Source organism: Metabacillus sp. RB-C-LZQ-3-1, assembly GCF_058315175.1.
In genome coordinates, this window is record NZ_JBZFLI010000005.1 from 324,931 (window position 1) to 344,344 (window position 19,414).

The 19,414-nt window shown below is 38.1% G+C and carries 15 protein-coding genes; 7 read left to right on the forward strand and 8 right to left on the reverse strand.

Going from position 1 to position 19,414, the window contains the following annotated elements; all coding sequences use genetic code 11:
* The first annotated feature begins 204 nt into the window (after positions 1-204).
* The 4 genes from addB (at position 205) to AC4GZ8_RS10995 (ending at position 12,072) form a co-directional block, all read left to right on the forward strand.
* Entirely contained in the window at positions 205-3,696 is a 3,492-nt protein-coding gene (gene addB, locus AC4GZ8_RS10980; RefSeq protein WP_491081891.1) for a helicase-exonuclease AddAB subunit AddB, read from the forward strand.
* Positions 3,689-7,414 (forward strand): helicase-exonuclease AddAB subunit AddA, encoded by a 3,726-nt coding sequence (gene addA, locus AC4GZ8_RS10985; protein WP_491081892.1) that lies wholly within the window; start codon positions 3,689-3,691, stop codon positions 7,412-7,414. Before addB ends, addA begins: the two co-directional genes overlap by 8 nt.
* An 81-nt stretch (positions 7,415-7,495) precedes the next feature.
* Positions 7,496-8,677, forward strand: a complete 1,182-nt coding sequence (locus AC4GZ8_RS10990; protein ID WP_491081893.1) for an exonuclease SbcCD subunit D — start codon at positions 7,496-7,498, stop codon at positions 8,675-8,677.
* Entirely contained in the window at positions 8,674-12,072 is a 3,399-nt protein-coding gene (locus tag AC4GZ8_RS10995; RefSeq protein ID WP_491081894.1) for an AAA family ATPase, read from the forward strand. The genes AC4GZ8_RS10990 and AC4GZ8_RS10995 overlap by 4 nt, the downstream gene beginning before the upstream one ends.
* Positions 12,073-12,220: 148 nt before the next feature.
* Here the strand turns inward: AC4GZ8_RS10995 and AC4GZ8_RS11000 are convergent, their stop codons facing one another.
* The 7 genes from AC4GZ8_RS11000 to AC4GZ8_RS11030 form a co-directional block, all read right to left on the reverse strand.
* Positions 12,221-12,439, reverse strand: coding sequence for a spore germination protein (locus AC4GZ8_RS11000; RefSeq protein WP_491081895.1), 219 nt, complete (start codon positions 12,437-12,439; stop codon positions 12,221-12,223).
* Positions 12,440-12,529: 90 nt separating this feature from the next.
* Positions 12,530-12,922: a spore germination protein GerPE gene (locus tag AC4GZ8_RS11005; RefSeq protein WP_491081896.1), complete on the reverse strand. Its 393-nt coding sequence runs from the start codon at positions 12,920-12,922 to the stop codon at positions 12,530-12,532.
* Positions 12,919-13,095: a spore gernimation protein GerPD gene (locus tag AC4GZ8_RS11010; RefSeq protein ID WP_491081897.1), complete on the reverse strand. Its 177-nt coding sequence runs from the start codon at positions 13,093-13,095 to the stop codon at positions 12,919-12,921. The genes AC4GZ8_RS11005 and AC4GZ8_RS11010 overlap by 4 nt, the downstream gene beginning before the upstream one ends.
* An 18-nt stretch (positions 13,096-13,113) precedes the next feature.
* Positions 13,114-13,716 (reverse strand): spore germination protein GerPC, encoded by a 603-nt coding sequence (gene gerPC, locus AC4GZ8_RS11015; protein ID WP_491081898.1) that lies wholly within the window; start codon positions 13,714-13,716, stop codon positions 13,114-13,116.
* A gap of 139 nt (positions 13,717-13,855) precedes the next feature.
* Positions 13,856-14,095: a spore germination protein GerPB gene (locus tag AC4GZ8_RS11020; RefSeq protein WP_491081899.1), complete on the reverse strand. Its 240-nt coding sequence runs from the start codon at positions 14,093-14,095 to the stop codon at positions 13,856-13,858.
* Between the two features lie 52 nt (positions 14,096-14,147).
* Positions 14,148-14,369 (reverse strand): spore germination protein, encoded by a 222-nt coding sequence (locus AC4GZ8_RS11025; protein WP_491081900.1) that lies wholly within the window; start codon positions 14,367-14,369, stop codon positions 14,148-14,150.
* Between the two features lie 164 nt (positions 14,370-14,533).
* Positions 14,534-14,710 (reverse strand): aspartyl-phosphate phosphatase Spo0E family protein, encoded by a 177-nt coding sequence (locus tag AC4GZ8_RS11030; RefSeq protein ID WP_491081901.1) that lies wholly within the window; start codon positions 14,708-14,710, stop codon positions 14,534-14,536.
* Positions 14,711-15,065: 355 nt separating this feature from the next.
* Between AC4GZ8_RS11030 and AC4GZ8_RS11035 the strand changes: the two genes are divergently transcribed.
* Both AC4GZ8_RS11035 and AC4GZ8_RS11040 read left to right on the forward strand, forming a co-directional pair.
* Complete coding sequence (locus AC4GZ8_RS11035) at positions 15,066-15,968, forward strand: fumarylacetoacetate hydrolase family protein (protein ID WP_491081902.1); 903 nt, start codon at positions 15,066-15,068, stop codon at positions 15,966-15,968.
* 303 nt (positions 15,969-16,271) lie between these two features.
* Positions 16,272-16,631, forward strand: a complete 360-nt coding sequence (locus AC4GZ8_RS11040) for a YisL family protein (protein WP_491081903.1) — start codon at positions 16,272-16,274, stop codon at positions 16,629-16,631.
* Between the two features lie 47 nt (positions 16,632-16,678).
* Here AC4GZ8_RS11040 and AC4GZ8_RS11045 read toward each other — a convergent pair whose 3' ends face one another.
* A complete protein-coding gene (locus AC4GZ8_RS11045) occupies positions 16,679-17,239 on the reverse strand; it encodes a DUF2777 family protein (RefSeq protein ID WP_491081904.1) in 561 nt (186 codons plus the stop codon).
* A 220-nt stretch (positions 17,240-17,459) separates the two neighbouring features.
* On the opposite strand from AC4GZ8_RS11045, the gene asnB reads away from it, so the two are divergent.
* A complete protein-coding gene (gene asnB / locus AC4GZ8_RS11050; RefSeq protein ID WP_491081905.1) occupies positions 17,460-19,310 on the forward strand; it encodes an asparagine synthase (glutamine-hydrolyzing) in 1,851 nt (616 codons plus the stop codon).
* Positions 19,311-19,414 lie beyond the last annotated feature (104 nt).

A 19,414-nucleotide genomic window follows, 5' to 3' on the forward strand; every position in this document is an offset into this window, starting at 1 on the left:
CAACAAAGCTTGCGAAAACAGCTTAACCTATGACTACCACGCTATTTTAGTTGTGGTATTTATTTTTTACTATACAGAAAGTATAAAAAATTAATGGATGATAGTATAAGAAAAACTAAGGCTTTCGCCATAAGACTTGGCGATTAGCGAAGTTTTTCTAATCATATAGAAAGTAAGATTCTAAAACGTTAGCGGGGTATGAACGTGACGATTCAATTTATTCTTGGTCGCTCTGGGAGCGGGAAAACAGAGACGATATTAAATGAAATAAGAGACAGACTATTTGATGAGCCAATTGGCCGGCCGATTATTTACCTTGTTCCAGATCAGATGACATTTGGCGCTGAGTACGAATTAATTCGCACACCGAATTTAGATGGAATGATAAGAGCGCAAACCTTTAGTTTCAGTCGTTTGGCTTGGAGGGTGTTGCAGGAAACAGGCGGAATGACGCGTCAGCATCTTTCAAGTACTGGAATTCAAATGTTATTAAGAAAGCTTGTAGAACAATATAAACATGAATTTAGAGTTTTTTCTAAGGCTAGTGATAAAAATGGATTTATTGAACAATTAGAGACAATGCTGACAGAGTTTAAACGTTATTGTTTATCACCAGAAGAGTTAGAGCAATATGTAGAAAGCGCTCAAACAGAGCTTAATCAAAAGTCATTAACAGATAAGCTTCATGACATGGCGATCTTATACAAGCAAATGGAAATCCAATTAAGCAGGCAGTATGTTGACTCTGAGGATTACTTGAGACTGCTTGCAGAAAAAGTACAGGACTCAAGCTATTTACAATCAGCAGATGTTTATATTGATGGGTTTCATAGCTTTACACCACAGGAGTATGAAGTTATTGGTTCTTTAATCAAGCATGCAAAAAATGTGAAAATTGCGCTTACTGCGGACAAGCCATATGAGGAATTTCTTCCACATGAGCTGCATTTATTCCAAATGACTGGAAGAACCTATCATAAAATTCTTCAGCTTGCTACTGAGGCTGGAAAACAAGTAGTCAAACCTTTGCTTTTTAAGGAACAGCATCGCTTTAGCAGAAATCCATCGCTGCAGCATTTAGAAACATATTATGATATCAGACCAACACAAGTTTTTGAAGGGAAGACAAGTCTCACAATCTATCAGGCTGCAAACCGCCGCTCTGAAATTGAAGGGATTGCAAGAAAAATTCAATCACTTGTGAGACAAGGAGAATACCGCTATCGTGATATCGCATTGCTTGTTCGAAATTCAAACGATTATCGAGATGTGATTGAGCAAGTATTTCGTGATTATGAGGTACCATTTTTTATTGATCAGAAACGTTCTATGTTGAATCATCCATTAGTTGAGCTTATTCGTTCTACATTAGAGGTGATCAACGGTCATTGGCGATATGAGGCCGTATTCCGCGGGGTTAAAACGGAATTGTTGTTTCCTTTAGAAGCGGATATCCAGTCCCTTCGCGAAGATATGGACCTGCTCGAAAACTATGTTTTATCCTATGGCATTCAAGGGTCAAAATGGACAAAGGATGAGCGTTGGCGCTACCGTCGTTTTTATTCACTTGACGATGAGTTTGTCGTGACAGATGAAGAAAAACAAATGGAAGACAAATTAAATGAACTTCGGGAGCTGATTGTTCAACCGATTCAATCTTTGCATAAACGATTAAAAAGAAGTAAAAGTGGACGTTCTCTTGCTGAGGCTTTGTATATGTATTTAGAAGAATTACAGATTCCTCAAAAGCTAGAAACACTTAGGCTGAAAGCAGAGGAAAAAGGACAGTTATTAGAAGCGAGAGAGCATGATCAAGTATGGCAGGCCGTTGTAAATATATTAGATGAGTTTGTTGAAATGATGGAAGATGAACAAGTTTCATTAAAGCTATTTTCTGAAATGCTTGAAACAGGATTAGAATCCTTGAAATTCTCGCTAGTTCCTCCAGCGATTGATCAGGTATTAATTGCGGATTTAGAGAAATCAAGGTTCTTCCATGTGAAATGCTCATTTATTATCGGTGCAAATGATGGAGTGATCCCAGCCAGACCGAAGGAAGAGGGCATTTTAACAGAAGATGACAGGGAGTTTCTTCACTATCAAGGTGTTGAATTAGCCCCTAATGCGAGACAGCAGCTCCTTGATGAAAACTTTGCAATTTATATGGGATTATCAAGTCCGTCTGATAGGCTTTTTCTATCCTATCCAATGGCAGATGAAGAAGGTAAGGCATTACTACCATCGGTGATCATTAAGCGAATCCAGGAAATGTTTCCTGAGATTGAACAGCAAAGGCTGCTGAATGACCCTGAGCAGCTATCAACAGAAGAGCAGTTATCATTTATTGTGAACCAAAATGTAACACTTTCTTATGTGACTTCACAGTTACAATCATGGAAAAGGGGATATCCTGTTCATCCTTTATGGTGGGATGCTTATAATTATTTTGTGACATCAGAAAGTCAGCAAATGACAAAAAGAGTGTTAAGCAGTTTGTCATATGAAAACAAACCAAAACAACTTGAAGCAAACATAAGTCGAGAACTGTACGGCGAGCATATTCAAGGCAGCGTGTCGCGAATGGAGAAGTTTAATAGCTGTCCATTTTCACACTTTGCATCACATGGCTTAAAGCTTAGAGAAAGGCAATTCTTTAAGCTTGAGGCACCTGATATTGGACAAATGTTCCACTCTGCTTTAAAGCTTATTTCCGATCGTTTGCAGCAGTTAAAGCTTGATTGGAAAGAGCTTACGAAGGATCAATGTGAGCGGCTTTCGAATGATGCTGTTGAAAAATTAGCACCACGTTTGCAAAAAGAGATTTTATTGAGCTCAAATCGTCATCACTATATTAAACGTAAGCTTCAAAAAATCCTTGCTCGTGCTTCATCGATTTTAAGTGAGCATGCCAAAGCCAGCGGATTTGCACCAGTCGGGTTAGAGCTTGGCTTTGGAAAAGGGGGAGAACTTCCGCCTATCCGCTTTACATTACCGAATGGCTGCACAATGGAGGTAGCAGGGAGAATTGACCGGGTGGATAAAGCGACAGGGTCAAATGGTGTGTTATTAAGAATTGTTGACTATAAATCTAGCGAAAAAAACGTCCAGCTTTCTGAAGTGTATTACGGCTTGGCATTGCAAATGCTCACGTACTTAGATGTGATTATTTCAAACTCCAGCCATTGGTTAGGTGTGAAGGCGACTCCTGCTGGTGTGTTGTATTTCCATGTGCATGATCCGATGATCCAAGCATCTTCGTTATTACCTGAAGATAAGCTGGATGATGAAATTTTTAAAAAGTTTAAAATGAAGGGTCTATTACTAGGTGACGAGGAAGCAGTACGATTAATGGATAACACTCTAACTGAAGGAAGCACATCAAATATTATCTCCGCAGGCTTGAAAAAAGATGGAGGGTTCCGTTCAACATCTTCCATTGCAAGTGAAGAGGAATTTGAGCTGTTGCGAAGTCATGTTCGTTCTACATTCAAAAAAATTGGAACGAATATTACCGATGGTGTAATTGATATTAGTCCATACAAACTAAAGGATAAAATGCCGTGTACGTATTGTGAATATAAATCTGTTTGTCAATTTGATGAATCACTAGAGGAAAATAATTTCCGAATCTTAAAAAGTGAAAAAAATGATGAAGTACTAAGAAAACTAAGAGAGGAGGCAGGGCGTCATGAGTGAACTTATTCCAAAGCCGGAAAATAGTCAATGGACAGATGATCAATGGAAAGCAATTGTGGCGAGCGGACAGGACATTTTAGTTGCGGCTGCAGCTGGTTCAGGAAAAACAGCTGTCTTAGTTGAGCGAATCATCCGAAAGATTTTAAATAGAGAAAATCCTGTAGATGTGGATTCACTTCTAGTTGTTACGTTCACGAATGCCTCCGCTGCTGAAATGAGGAGCCGGATTGGTGAAGCACTAGAAAAAGCGTTGAGAGAGAATCCATCATCTCTTCACTTGCGCAGGCAGCTTACTTTGCTCAATAAGGCATCTATTTCAACATTACATTCATTTTGTTTACAAGTTGTTCGAAAATATTACTATTTGATTAATATTGATCCAAGCTTTCGAATTGCTGATCAAACTGAAGGTCAGCTGCTGATTGATGAGGTTCTTGATGAGATGTTTGAAGAGGAATATAGCCGAGAAGATAATGAGGAGTTCTTTGACTTAGTTGATCGATATACGTCAGATCGAAGTGATCTTGAACTGCAGTCATTAATTCGCGAGCTTTATTTTTTCTCAAGATCACACCCAACACCGAATATATGGCTTGATCAGCTTACAGAAATGTACGATATAGATGAAAAAGAAATAGACTCTTTGCCATTTATCACGTATCTTTTACAAGATATTGAGATGCAGCTTACAGGGGTCAAAGACCAGCTGCTGCAAGCGATGGAGCTGACAAAGCAGCCTGCTGGCCCCGCTCCGCGAGCAGAGAACTTGGAGGATGATTTAAAACAGGTTTCTGAGATGATTTCCCATAAGGATTCATGGGAAAAGCTTGGTGAACTCATTAAAAAATTCAAAATGTCCCGTGCAAAAATTGTGAAAGGCGATCAATATGATAAACGTCTAACAGATCAAGTTACTTCACTGCGAAATGCAGCGAAAAAACAAATTGAGCAGCTTCGAGACGAACTTTTTTCACGTTCACTAAACAATTATATTCAAGACTTTGAACATTTACGACCAGTTATAAAAAAACTAGTTTCCCTTGTTCAACAGTTTGCAGATCGCTATGAAGGAATGAAAAAGGAAAAAGGGATCGTTGATTTTGCTGATCTGGAGCATTATTGCTTGCAGATCCTGCAAACAGAAGAGGGAGAACCAAGTGAAGCGGCTCTTTATTATAAACAGCAGTTTGCAGAAGTGTTAGTAGATGAATACCAAGATACGAATCTTGTACAAGAATCTATTTTGAAATTAGTCACAAAGAATGAAGAAGCAACCGGAAATCTTTTCATGGTAGGAGATGTGAAGCAATCGATCTACCGATTCCGATTAGCAGAGCCTTTTCTCTTTTTAAGCAAATACAAACGATTTACTCAAATTCCTGAAAATACAGGAATGCGAATTGATTTATCAAAGAACTTCCGCAGCCGTTCAGAGGTACTGGATGGAACAAACTATTTATTTAAGCAAATTATGGGTGAGACCGTTGGGGAGATCGTGTATGATCATGATGCTGAATTAAAGCTTGGTGCTGACTACCCGGAGAACCATCAGATGAGTACTGAGCTTTTACTCGTTGAACGTGGCGGTGATGAGGGAGGTTCTGAGAAGGAAGAGTCAGAAGCTGAAGGTGTTTTTGACGAGCAAGAACTGGAAACAGTTCAACTTGAAGCAAGATTAATGGCCAAAAAGATTAAAACATTAATAGATGAACAGTTTCAGATATATGATCGCGGAATAGGAGGAACACGAAACATCACATATCGAGATGTGGTCATTCTTCTACGTTCCATGCCATGGGCGCCGCAAATAATGGAAGAGTTCAAACAAGCTGGAATTCCAGTTTATGCGAATCTTTCAAATGGATATTTTGAAGCAACAGAAGTAGCAATAATGCTATCCGTCTTAAAAATTATTGATAATCCATTTCAAGATATCCCATTAGCTGCTGCGTTACGTTCACCTGTTGTTGGACTAAGTGAAAATGAGTTAGCATTGATTCGAACCTATGATCGAAAGGGAACATTCTATGATGCTGTTAAAGCATTCATTCGATCTGGAGAACAGGATCATTCAGAACTATTTGAAAAACTAAACCCATTTATTGAGCTATTACAAGGATGGCGTGACATAGCTAGACAAGGCTCAGTCTCAGATTTAATTTGGCAGCTTTATCGTGATACAAAGTTCTTTGATTTCGTTGGCGGGATGCCTGGCGGTAAACAGCGTCAAGCAAACCTCCGGGCATTATATGATCGTGCCAGACAATATGAAGCAACATCGTTTAGAGGATTATTCCGCTTCTTACGTTTTATTGAAAGAATGCAAGACCGTGGAGATGACCTGGGCGCAGCTCGTGCTCTCGGGGAGCAAGAGGATGTTGTCAGATTGATGACAATTCATAGCAGTAAGGGATTAGAGTTCCCGGTTGTATTTGTTGCAGGTCTTTCCAAACAATTTAATATGATGGATTTAAATAAAAAATATTTACTAGATAAAGAATTAGGGTTTGGCACAAAGTTGATCAATCCTAAACTGCGTGTTAGCTATCCAACTCTACCTTATATTGCATTAAAGAAAAAAATGAGAATGGAGCTTTTAGCAGAGGAAATGCGTGTCCTCTACGTAGCGCTAACTCGTGCAAAAGAAAAACTTTATTTGTTAGGGACGTTAAAGGATCCTGATAAAACGATCACAAATTGGAGAAATCACCTTTCTCACACAGAATGGCTATTACCTGACTTTGAACGTGCAAAAGCTAAAAGCTATTTGGATTGGATTGGGCCAGCGTTAATTCGTCATAAAGATTGCGATGTACTCAGTGATGGACAAGCATGCTTTAATGACGAAATTACAGGACATCCATCCCGTTGGACAATAGAAAACGTAAAAGGGGAAGAGCTGAAAGAAACATTTAAAGCAGAGCAGGAGTTTAATCATGAGCTGCTAACTTCTATTCAAGAAGGTGAAGCTATATCGATAGAAAGCGAGCTAAAGCACGTTGTTTATGATCAGCTTTCATGGTCTTACCCTTATAAGCAAGCAACGAGAAGCCGTTCAAAGCAATCGGTCACAGAGTTAAAAAGACAGCGGGAAGTTCAGGATGAATATAGTGATCAACAGATGATAAAGAAGCCTGCTGCACAATCACTTCTTTATCATCGACCTGGTTTTATGCAAAACAAGTCCATCACTCCAGCAGAAAAAGGAACAGCTATGCATGCTGTGATGCAGCATATCAATCTTCAAGATGAAATAACAGAAAAAACAATTATACGTAAGGTAGATGAGCTTGTTCAAAGAGAAATTCTTTCTCCAGAGCTGACAAAAGTGATCGATGTTCATCAAATTTCTGCTTTTTTCTCATCGGATCTTGGTCAAAGAATGATAGCTGCAAAACAAGTTTATCGAGAAGTCCCATTTAGTTACGCATTAGATGCTGATCAACTTTATGAAGGGATGAAGGATGAACCAATCCTCATCCAAGGTGTGATTGACTGTTTATTTGAGGACGAACAGGGAACTGTTTTGCTAGATTATAAGACTGATACGATTAAAGGTCGCTTCACGAATGAAACGGTAGCTGTTGAAGAAATATTGAAGAATCGCTATCGTGTTCAAATTGATTTATATACAAAGGCTGTAGAAGACATTCTGCATCGCCCTCTTCAGGAAAAGTATCTATTTTTCTTTGACGGCGGTTATTTGATCAACATGTAAGAAAACTTTCGTGCAATCGGTCTAATGCCGATTGCTCTTGCTATTTTAGAAGAAAACAAGCCAGGAAGGAATGATTAGTGAATGCGCATATTGCATACAGCCGATTGGCATCTTGGTCGAACTCTTGAGGGACGGAGTCGGCTACCAGAGCAAGCTCAGTTTATTGACGAGCTTGTGAGAATAGTAGAGGAAGAAAAGGTTGATGCCATTTTAATGGCTGGAGATGCCTTTGATACAGTGAACCCGCCTGCTGCGGCAGAGCAATTATTTTATGATGGACTTTCAAGATTATCTGATCATGGAAAACGCCCGATTGTTGTCATTGCAGGAAACCATGATAACCCAGATCGATTATCTGCTGCATCTCCTTTGGCTGGCAATCATTCCATTCATTTAATCGGCTATCCAAAGACTGAGGTTCTAAAAGTGGATATACCTGCAGCAGGTCAGCAAATGATGGTTGCTGCACTGGCCTATCCTTCAGAAGCTAGACTTGAGCAGGTGCTATCACAAGAACATGATGAAGTTCTGCTTCGTAATAAATATGATGAACGAATTCGGGATTTATTTTCGATTATGAGCAACCAGTTTCAGCATGACACAGTCAATATCGCGATGAGTCATATACATGTAGCTGGTGGAAGCTCTTCTGATTCTGAACGGCCAATTGAGGTTGGAGGGGCTTATACTGTTGCTGCCACAAGCATGCCAGAGGCTGCCCAGTATGTTGCTTTAGGTCACTTGCATCGCCCCCAAAATATGAAGCGTGCTAGTACACTAACAAGATACTCTGGTTCGCCGTTAGCCTATAGCTTTTCTGAAATTGGCTATGCTAAATCAGTTACAATCCTTGATGCAGAGCCGAATAAGCCGGTTGAAATGAGAGAAATTCCTTTATCATCTGGAAGACCATTAGTGAAATGGAAAGCAACAGAAGGAATAACTCAGGTACATCAATGGCTGGATGAAGGAAGAGATTCAACAGCTTGGATTGATTTAGAAATTCATTTAACAAGTACATTATCCATTGAAGAAATCCATCGCTTACGTAAATGGCATTCTGGCTTTATTCATATACGGCCTGTGTTTCAAGCGGAACAGGAAGTAGCTGCGACAAGACAAGCGAATTTGCCGATCGACCAGTTGTTCACTCAGTTTTATGAAAAACAAACAGGTGGTGCTAAGCCTGAAGACGAGCTTATTAAGCTATTTTTGGAACTGGTCCAACAGGAAGAGGTACAAGAGGAAGGTGAAGAGGCATGAAGCCAATTACATTAAGTGTGGCTGGATTGCATAGTTTTCGGGAAAAGCAGACCATTCAGTTTGATTCCCTTTGCGATGGAGGGATATTTGGAATCTTTGGGCCAACGGGAAGTGGGAAATCATCGATTCTTGATGCAATGACACTTGCTTTGTATGGAAAAGTAGAACGTGCTATGAACAACACCCACGGGATACTCAATCATGCCGAAGATCAACTAACAGTTTCTTTCACCTTTGAACTTGAAAATGCTTCGGCAAAGAAAAGATATATCGTCGAACGTGTCTTTAAACGAACAGATGATATTAGAGTAAAAACAGCAATATGCCGATTAATTGAAGCAGGTGAAGAACATGTCGTTCTTGCCGATAAGGCAGTTGATGTGAATGAAAAAATATATGGATTGCTTGGCCTGACAATTGATGATTTTACTCGTGCAGTTGTGTTGCCACAAGGGAAATTTGCTGAATTTTTATCCTTAAAAGGTGCAGAAAGAAGACAAATGCTTCAGCGCTTATTTCACTTAGAGCAATATGGAGATCAATTACTGAAAAAGTTAAAAAAGCGTTTAGCGACAACTCGCATTGAGCGAAATGAACTGGAAGCAGAGAAAACGGGTTTAGGTGATGCGTCAGCTGAGGCGGTTGAAGAAGCAAAAAATAATGTGAATGAAGCAATGCTTTTGTTAGAAAAGCGCCAAAAAGAATTGGATAGTGTGATAAAAGACTTTGAACAAAAACAAGCGATATGGGATCTTCAAAAGCAAAAGGAAGAGCTGGAAAAAGAAAAATTGACTGTAAAAGAAGAAGAAGGACAAATAGCTTCTTTGGAGAAACGCTTGAAGACTGCGGAGGAAGCAGAGGCTCTAAGGCCTTATGCAGAAGCCTTACAAGCTAGAAGGAAAGAAAAAAATGAAGCGGAAATCAACCTGGCCGCAGCAAAGAAGAATTACGAAATCATCAAGGAGCAATACGAGAAAACCAGTCGTGAGTATGAGAGCATTCGCAAGGAAAAAGCAGAGCAGGAACCTTTGTTAGTTACAAAACGTGAAAAGCTATTGCAATTGCAAAAGGTTGAAGAGGAACTAAGAAATGAACAAAAGATTCATCATGAATTGGAAAAAGAGTATGAAGATCTTCAAAAAAAGCGTAAGCATCATCTTGAATTATTATCAAAAGCACAACAGTTAGTTGAAAAAGCTGTTGATAAGCAGCAAGCCTTAAAAAAAGAGCAGGAAACAAAACAAGTATCTGCTAAGGAGAGAGAGCAGATACGCGGTGCTGCAGAGGCAAAGCAACAAGTACTAAGAAACAAGCAGCAATATATTGAAGCAAACGAGTCATTAAATAAGAAAACAAATGCTTTCAATACCGAAAAAGACAAGGTAGCGATCACAACAGATAAATTACAAAAAAGTAATCAACAACTCGTTATGCAATTTATTAAGTTAAATCAGCTATATGATCATGTATCCAAGCGAGAGAATGAATATAAGCAAGTCCTGTCTTTCGCTAAAAATAAAGTAGAAAATGTGATACAGGAAGAGGAAAAGGCAAAAAGCAAGCAGCTTGCATATGAGCTGGTAAAGGAACTAAGAGAAGGGGAACCTTGTCCAGTATGCGGATCTTGTAGCCATCCAAGCCCGGTGCATGATGAACCTAAAAGCGAACACTTGGAAAAGCTTTCAGAAACAATGAAACAACAAGTTGAACAAATGCAAATGCTAAGTCAAGAACCCCATTCTCTAAAGATTAAGGCTGAAGGACTTTCTGAACAGCTAGTCTCTGAATTTGGACGTTTACAAGAAGTGAAACGAATTGAAGAGGTCCAACTAAACGAGCTGGTGCAAATCTCTCAGAATTTATCTTTTCAACAAGCATTTGACCTTTTCCAATCTGAATTCAAAAATTTGGCCCAGGACTTTTTACAAATAAGAGATGCTCTTGAAAAAACAGTCAAGCAGTATCGTGAGTGGCAAAAGGAAGAGATGAGAGGAAAGGATATGATATCTTCACTTCTTGAAGATGTGAAGGAATGGACTGATAAATCCTCAAAGTACAAGGAAATCTATGAGCAAAGCTATGAGCAATACTTAAAGAAATACACGATGATTCCTTTTGAAGAGGTTGAAAAGCTGCAAGGTGAAATATCTGAAAAAGATGCTGCTTATGAGCAATTAACAGATAGAATTCAAAAAAGTGTTACCTTTATTGAGGAACAACAAGGTCAAGTAAAAGAGCAAGAGAACCATAAACAGCAAATCTCAGAAAAGCTAATTGCCTTGCAAGCAACAATACAGAATCGCCTTTCTTCAATCAAGGAAAAGGAAGAAAAACTAAGTGGCATCTCAGCAGAGAAAGGGATTAGTACGCTGATTCAAGAAACCGAAATGCAATTGAAAGCATTAGTTGAGAAAGAAAATAAACAATATCAGTTATGGCAAACTGAGTCAAACCAGCTGCATAGGCTTCAAAGTGAGCTGACAGCTCATGAAAAGGGATTGGACCATGCCGTAAGACAGGTTGAAGAGTCTGAGAAAACCTGGGAACAAGTAAAGAGTCAAACCTCTTTTATAACTATTGAAGAAACATTAGCTTCCCTTTTAACACCAAATGAAAGACAGCAGATGAAAGATAAAATTGAATCCTTTCAAGATAAAATAAAGCAGCTTAATACAGATTTAAAGCGAATCGAAGAGAAATTAGCCGGAAAAAGGGTAACACAAGAACAATGGGATAACATCCAAATGATAATAGTCGAGATGAAGCAGCAAACAGAAGAAGCGGTTGCGAATAAGGGTGCAGCAACTAAAGCTTTAGAAGTACTTCTGGAAAAGCATGAACGATTTACAGAAATTGAGCAAAAACAGAAAGACCTTGACGAGATGCTGCAAAAACTCGAAAAGCTTCAATCAGTTTTTAAGGGAAATAGCTTTGTAGAATATGTGGCAGAAGAGCAGCTGCAGCAAGTCAGTCGGGATGCGTCTGAACGTCTATCTATGTTAACTCGTGGCCGCTATGCAATCGAAGTAGATTCTCAAGGAGGCTTCATCATGAGAGATGATGCGAATGGAGGAGTTAGAAGACCAGTTTCTACACTATCTGGTGGTGAAACATTCCTAACATCCTTAGCTTTAGCGTTGTCCTTATCGACTCAAATTCAACTACGAGGGGAATATCCACTTCAATTTTTCTTCTTGGATGAAGGGTTTGGAACATTAGATGTCGAGTTACTTGATACAGTTATTACGGCACTAGAGAAGCTGCAGGCACAAAACCTTTCTGTTGGAGTCATAAGTCATGTTCAGGAATTGAGGGCAAGACTGCCAAGGAAACTAATTGTCGAACCAGCTGAACCTTCAGGAAAAGGAACTTCAGTTTATTTAGAATCTCTATAAAGTTGGTACAAGCAATCAAATGTATGAAAGAAAAAATGGTCAAGCACTAGCTGGACCATTTTTTTCTAGAGTTGATAACAAATCAAATCCAGATTTTGTAAATATAAAAGGGGTTGATGCTTATCATACATCTCCCCCCTTAATTGTGCTAATTGTTCGCAACCATGTTTTGATCTGACACATCAGGATCAATTAAATTTGTTGCACTTATTCCATTATTAATAATCTGGAAATCACCTGTGCTTCCACCGCCAGACCCTGAGGCGGATTTTGATTGGCTTTTTGGAGCTAGATAGAAAGTGTCTCCGAAATTAACGACACCTCCACCTACACTATTAATCTTAATCGGACCGACAATAGCTGGCATATAAAACATCCTTTATTAGTTTACTACTACAATACTGTATGCTAGTTTCTATAAGTGTGTTCTTCAGAAAGGAGATCCAAAATCCAAAGGTTAAGTGTCAGTATTATTTCCATTGTCAAGGTTTTGTAACTGACGAATATGCTTTACTCTTGCTTCAGCTATGATGTCTTTTGTGGAGCCAATATGGAAAACTGCTGAACTTGAAAGAGCTGTAATGTTAACAGAATGAACATTAATTCTTGGATTTTCGTGAAAAAAATTTGTTGTTACTGTTTCATAAATTATGGGTGAGGGGATTTCTTCTTGGAAAGCTTGATACATAGATAAATCCCCTTCAAAGCCGTAAAACCTCTCCTCCTCCCGCTGTACAGCTAGGGCATTTACTTTTGGCTTAATCAGTAGAGAATCACCTACTTGAACAACTGAACTGATCCCGACTGAGTTGACATAAGCCGATTCAACATTAGATTGACGATTAATCATTGTGGTGCTAAAGGTACAAGCGGGCCAATAATTAGAGATTCAGGAGGAGTATCAAAGATGGAAGATAGTGAGATCGTTTGTGTATCCCCAATCAGAAAAACCGATGAACTTGCTACACCGACTACACGAATGTTTCCAATCTGTATATCCCGATTCACAACAGTAAAATTCATATCAAAAAGCCACTCCTTTTAAATAGAATCCTTAGGCAAGTGCTGTAAAAAATGATTTATTGAGTTTTCAACATCTTTTTTAACTAAAGCAAAAATTTCTTGTTTCTTATTTTCGAGAGTATCCTGATCTGACAGAGGCTGAGCATTTAAATAATATTGAATTCGGCTATCAATTTGTTTTCGAATATCTGCAATAATATGCTGACGGTGAGGTTCATCGAGCTTTAAATCGTATTGTTTTTCTGCATGTTGAATATATTGGATACAATCATGGTTTAAAAACTGATGAATATCATGTGTACATTGTTTTAATAACTGATCCCGAAGCTGTTGTTGAACACCGCCTACATTCGTTCCGTTTTGTTGAACCTCAAAGTTTTCAATTTGGTCAGGATCTGTTGGATTTAGACCGATATTTAAAACACCGTCAAGATGTTCTACTTTCAATTGATCGAATTTATATTCAATTCTTTCGATATTTGTGACAGGTTGCTTTTTTATTTTTTCTACATCAGATCGTAGATTAGTTATTTGTTTGTTAAGCTGTTGAATTATTTTGTCTTGCTGCTGAACATACTGATGCAGTTGCTGTAAATATTTCATCATATCGTGATAATTCATAGTCATTCACCCACCCTTTTGTTTCTCGCTCAACAGTTGATACAAATATTGTATGCACACGGTGAAAATGGGTGAATGCCTAGAAATTTATCCCACTCTTAACGGGCAGTAAGCCCCCCGCAGAAATGGAAGTTTCACTTTATGATACCGATCCCGGCGATGATAAAGGAACAACAAGACCTTCAGAAGTGGGTGTCTGAACACCTGTTGGCGTTGCTGTTGTAATTTGAGGTGCAGGTTGATAAAAGCCGCCCGTGTTATACAAATTTGATAAAGGCTTTATCATTCCTGCGCTTCCAATTTGGAACACGGAAGAGTTATTAACTGATCCTACTTTGAGGTAATTAATACAGATTGATTGATTAATATAGAAATTCATAATCACACTTCCTTTAGACAAAATAAGCCTATGTTAAAAGGTAATGACAAGGTTAGAGATTTCCAGTGATTGGCTGGTCAACAACATCATTATCATACGTATTTGTAACTGAGTTTTGATTGTATATGTTTAATCCATCACCTGTATTAAAAGAACCTGCACCGGCAAATGTTTTTACCTCACTATGAGGAGAAATGGTAATAACATCACCAACATGCACAACGCTGCTTGTTCCTACACTATTTACCTTAAAAGCTCCTACGATTGCTGGCATTTTTACCATCCTTTTAGCTTGATATTAAAACAAGTAATGACATTTACCTATTTATAGATTATGAAGCAGAAGGAAAGGGTGTGACCAATGGGATTTAAATTCAATTTTTGAAGAGAATAAATGGATGGATCCTGATCATGGCGGTTAGGGGAAGCTCTATGATTTCATTTGAAAGTTTCGGGTGGATTTTCTTTTATCCACTGCTTGTTAAGTTCTTTTATTTCTTGTAAAAGAACCAAGTCTAATTCTTGGCTGCACTGAATTGTAATGTTTGAATTAATACCATATTGAAGGGCTGTTTTGATTAAACTCTGTCTTTTGAATTCAATTTCATTATCCAACATGATTTTCTCCATTTCATTTTAATTTGCGCTAAACATTGTAGGACAAGAATATTATACATTGTTTAAAGGCTAAATAAAGAAAATCGATAAAACATCTTAAAAATATACAAAATATTACAAAAATATATCTGCTTTCTTTTTGGCTCTTTCCTAAAAAACAGATTTTATAGGAAACCAACGATGAACATTATTTCATAGCAACAAAGTTTTTGAAAACAGCCTTTATAAAAAGGAAATGTCCTCTTTTATATCGAATATATTATCAATTACTGATTGAGAGCATAATAGTAAAATAGCAGGAAACACTAGAAAGCTTAGTTCCATCACTGAACACTTGAAGGAGGAAAAGATATTGAAGTTTGTGACAGCGACTATACATAATGAGCCGTTTATTGGCTTAATACATGAAGAAAAAGTGATTGACATACATAAAGCAGAACAGGAAATCTTTGAAATAACCTCTTTTCCGAAGACACTTGTTGAATGTGTTGCTTTAGGTGATAAATTTATTCAAGATGTTAAGCAAATAGTTGATAAATTAAAACATGCAGAAAGGGTGGAAAGATTTGTTTATACTCTATCTGACGTAACCATATTAGCTCCAATACCAAGACCAGCCAAAAACATTTTTTGCGTAGGAAAAAATTATCGTGAACATGCAATTGAAATGGGAAGTGAAGAAGATATACCCAAGCATGTGATGCTGTTTTCAAAAGCTCCGACAACCGTTATTGGTCATGAACAAGGTATTGATCCACATCCTCATATCACACAAGAATTAGATTATGAAGGTGAACTAGCGGTTGTAATCGGTAAAAAAGGAAAGCGGATTTCTGAGAAAGAAGCGCTGGATTTTGTATTTGGCTATACAATCGTTAATGATGTTACAGCAAGAAATCTGCAATCGCAGCATAAGCAGTTTTTATTAGGGAAAAGCTTAGATACGTCTTGTCCGACCGGACCTTATTTGGTCCATAAATCAGCTATCTCAAATCCTTATGATCTAACCATTAAAACAAGAGTAAATAATGAATTAAGACAGGATGGTCATACGAAGGATATGATTTTTTCCATTGAGCATATCATTTCGACGATTTCACAAGGAACAACATTAGAACCAGGCGATATTATCGCAACGGGGACTCCATCGGGGGTGGGGAAAGGTTATCATCCGCCGAAGTTTTTACAACCTGGTGATGTAATTGAAATTGAGGTTGAAGGGATTGGAATATTACGAAATACAGTATTAGGGTAAGGTAGAAGTTATTCTATAGATAAGAAATCTTGAATCCTTCGTACATAGTGTTTGTGTCTAGCTCCAGCGCCCAGCGACTAGTGAACTTCACCCTCCTCCTTATGATAAGTCAACATCGAATCGCTATCGCTCTTCGTGTTTCCTTTATCTCATACGGAGTGCTCCAGTTCATACGTCGCTCAACGTGCGCTTCCGCTTTAAATATGTCACAGGATATTCATTCTTTTCCTCTTTATTTTTTAATATTTGAAGGAAATCATGCTAAAATAGGGTTGTCTTTGATCAGTTTAAGGAGGGAAAGATATGACACATGCACACATAACAACTTGGGTTGTTGCGATTATTTTATTTTTTGTTGCACACTCGCTTTTTAAGTCAGGAAAAGAAAAGCCGTCTAAAATTGTACATATGGTTTTAAGGTTATTCTATATTTTAATCTTAGTGACAGGATTTATCCTTGTAACATCCATTTACCAAATAGATGGTGAATACATTGCGAAAATCATCCTTGGTGTATGGACAATCGGTGCAATGGAAATGGTGTTAGTACGCCTAAAGAAAGGGAAGCCAACAAGAGTATTTTGGATTCAATTTGTCATTGTCTTGATTCTAACTATTCTATTAGGAATGCGTTTACCATTAGGAATTTGGAGCTTTTCATAAAAAACTTAAAAAATGCCTACTCGAAGTAGGCATTTTTTATGTTTCGTCTAATATTTACTGCAAATTAATCTTCTATCTCCAAGGCTAGTTGTGATCTCCAGCCGGTCTGAGGAGTGAACTCCCCTTTCGAAGTGATGTTGAATTCCAAGTATGCATTCCTCGTTGTCCAATTGATAAAAAGATACTCCTTTTTTATGAACACGATTATCAAGAAATAATAACTGATTATATGAATAAATACAGTCATAAGGCGAAAAGCCAAGTGAGTTGATTTGTTTAATAAACCGAACAAAGGTCTCATCCGGGAGTTCTTTCAGCATTTCATCCAGGGCTACCGGCAATTTTTTTCGGACTCTTACAGTATCACCATTGTTGACTGAATAAGTCCCTGAATTTGTTTTAATCTTACCTAATCCTATCCACACTCCAGCTTCCCATCCAGACGTATGTAAAATTTCTATGTGAGAATTTTGAATCTCATCTAATAAAAGAAGCTCATCATTCATATCATCATAAATGACGTACTGATCATTGGCTTTTTCAATCAGCCCAGTTAAATAAGAACGTTTTTGATTGAATAGCAGGTCTGCTCGTTTTATTGGAAACATTTATATTTACCTCCAAATTCATTCTGACACACTTGTGATGTAGTGGAATTTGCATTCTTACCTTCGTTTTAGACAAAAGTAAAAAAGTTTATGCATGGATTATTTGATTAGGACAATTCAACATTGTTAAGACCTGGGCATACACTAGGTACACCTGTTGGGGTTATAGGCGTGAGAATATATAACATGGATGAAAATAGATGAGGGAGATGATACGTAAATGTGTGGAATCACAGGGTGGGTAAATTTAAAAGGAAATATTCGTGCTGAACAAGAGACAATTAAGAAGATGGCGGAAACATTATCAAAAAGGGGACCTGATGATACGAATATTTGGGGAGAAGACCATGTACTGTTCGGTCATAAGCGATTAGTCGTTGTTGACCCTGCCGGTGGTGTTCAGCCAATGACAAGAACGAAGAACGGTCAGTCTTTTACAATTTGTTATAATGGTGAGCTTTATAATACAGAAGATATTCGAAAGGAACTTCTTTCAAAGGGGTATACATTTAAAGGACATTCCGATACAGAGGTGCTTCTCCAATCATATATTGAGTGGGAAGAAGAATGTGTAGATCGATTAAATGGAATTTTTGCTTTTGCGGTTTGGGATTCAGCAAAACAAAAACTATTTATCGGAAGAGATCGATTAGGGGTAAAACCGTTATTTTATAAAGAGGAAAACGGCTCAATTCTTTTTGGTTCAGAGCTAAAAGCTATCCTGGCACATCCATCTGTTACAGCGAAATTAGATAAAACCGGGTTATCAGAAATTTTTGGTGTTGGCCCGGCCCGTACACCTGGTGTTGGTGTATTTAAAGGGATCGACGAGCTTCGTCCTGCACATGCATTAGTATATTCAAAAGACGGCTTGAAAAAATGGCGCTATTGGGATGTTGAAAGCAAACCGCATGAAGATTCTGTTGAAGAAACAGCAGAAAAAGTTCGCTCTTTATTTTCTGACGCGGTCACTCGACAATTAGTTTCAGATGTACCACTATGTACTTTCCTTTCAGGCGGAGTAGACTCCAGTGCAATTACAGCAATTGCTGCAGAACATTACAAAAAAGAGGGGAAAGGACAGCTTCATACGTATTCAATCGATTATGAAGATAATGAAAAGTTTTTTAAGGCAAATGAGTTTCAACCAAACTCGGATGGCCCTTGGATTCAGAAAATGAGCGACCAATTTCAAACAGTTCACCATCGTTGCGTCATTACACAGCAAGAGTTGGTAGATCATCTCATTGAAGCTACATCTGTCCGTGATCTTCCAGGGATGGCTGATGTCGATTCATCATTATTGTGGTTTTGTCGTGAAATAAAAAAAGGTTTTGTTGTTGGCTTATCAGGTGAATGTGCAGATGAGATTTTTGGAGGATATCCATGGTTTCACCGGCCGGAGGACCTAGCTAGCTCTGCCTTTCCATGGATGCGCTCCACTGATGAAAGAATGTCGCTCTTGAAACCAGAATGGCAAAATAAATTAAATTTACATGAATATGTTCAAGCGCGTCATCAAGATACAGTAAATGAGACACCTTTACTTGAAGGGGAATCAGAGATTGAAGCGAAAAGACGACAACTCTTTTACTTAAATATGCATTGGTTTATGACGAATTTATTAGATCGAAAAGATCGAATGAGTATGGGGGCTAGCTTAGAGGTTCGTGTCCCATTTGCCGATCACCGTCTCGTTGAGTATGTGTGGAATATTCCATGGGATGTAAAAATGTACGGGAATCGTGAGAAAGGTATTCTTCGAAAAGCGTTAGAAGGGATTCTGCCTAATGAGGTTCTCTATCGTAAGAAAAGTCCATATCCGAAAACACATAATCCAGAGTATACGAGATTAGTAAAAAACTGGCTTCAATCACTTGTTAGTGGGAAGGATTCCATATTGCATGAACTGTTAAACAAGCAAAAGCTCAATGATATTATTGAAACAGAAGGAAAGGCATTCCAGGTTCCATGGTTTGGGCAATTGATGTCAGGTCCACAACTTCTTGCCCACCTGGCGCAAATCCATGTATGGTTTGATACCTATTCAATTGATATTGATGAGAGATAAAAGAATTAGAAAAGCCTTTTCATTTCTGATAGTTTAAAAGAAAAAGCTTGTACTCCATAAGCTAAAGGAAGGACTACAAATACAAAAAAACCACAAGGTAGAAA

Bases quoted from the DNA above. Each gene is read 5' to 3' on its own strand.
- AC4GZ8_RS10990 (WP_491081893.1), top strand. From the start codon at position 7,496: ATGCGCATATTGCATACAGCCGATTGGCATCTTGGTCGAACTCTTGAG.
- addA (WP_491081892.1), top strand. From the start codon at position 3,689: ATGAGTGAACTTATTCCAAAGCCGGAAAATAGTCAATGGACAGATGAT.
- gerPC (WP_491081898.1), bottom strand. From the start codon at position 13,716: ATGAATTATCACGATATGATGAAATATTTACAGCAACTGCATCAGTAT.
- AC4GZ8_RS11005 (WP_491081896.1), bottom strand. From the start codon at position 12,922: ATGATTAATCGTCAATCTAATGTTGAATCGGCTTATGTCAACTCAGTC.
- AC4GZ8_RS11025 (WP_491081900.1), bottom strand. From the start codon at position 14,369: ATGCCAGCAATCGTAGGAGCTTTTAAGGTAAATAGTGTAGGAACAAGC.
- AC4GZ8_RS11010 (WP_491081897.1), bottom strand. From the start codon at position 13,095: ATGAATTTTACTGTTGTGAATCGGGATATACAGATTGGAAACATTCGT.
- AC4GZ8_RS10995 (WP_491081894.1), top strand. From the start codon at position 8,674: ATGAAGCCAATTACATTAAGTGTGGCTGGATTGCATAGTTTTCGGGAA.
- AC4GZ8_RS11020 (WP_491081899.1), bottom strand. From the start codon at position 14,095: ATGAATTTCTATATTAATCAATCAATCTGTATTAATTACCTCAAAGTA.
- AC4GZ8_RS11045 (WP_491081904.1), bottom strand. From the start codon at position 17,239: ATGTTTCCAATAAAACGAGCAGACCTGCTATTCAATCAAAAACGTTCT.
- AC4GZ8_RS11000 (WP_491081895.1), bottom strand. From the start codon at position 12,439: ATGCCAGCTATTGTCGGTCCGATTAAGATTAATAGTGTAGGTGGAGGT.
- AC4GZ8_RS11040 (WP_491081903.1), top strand. From the start codon at position 16,272: ATGACACATGCACACATAACAACTTGGGTTGTTGCGATTATTTTATTT.
- asnB (WP_491081905.1), top strand. From the start codon at position 17,460: ATGTGTGGAATCACAGGGTGGGTAAATTTAAAAGGAAATATTCGTGCT.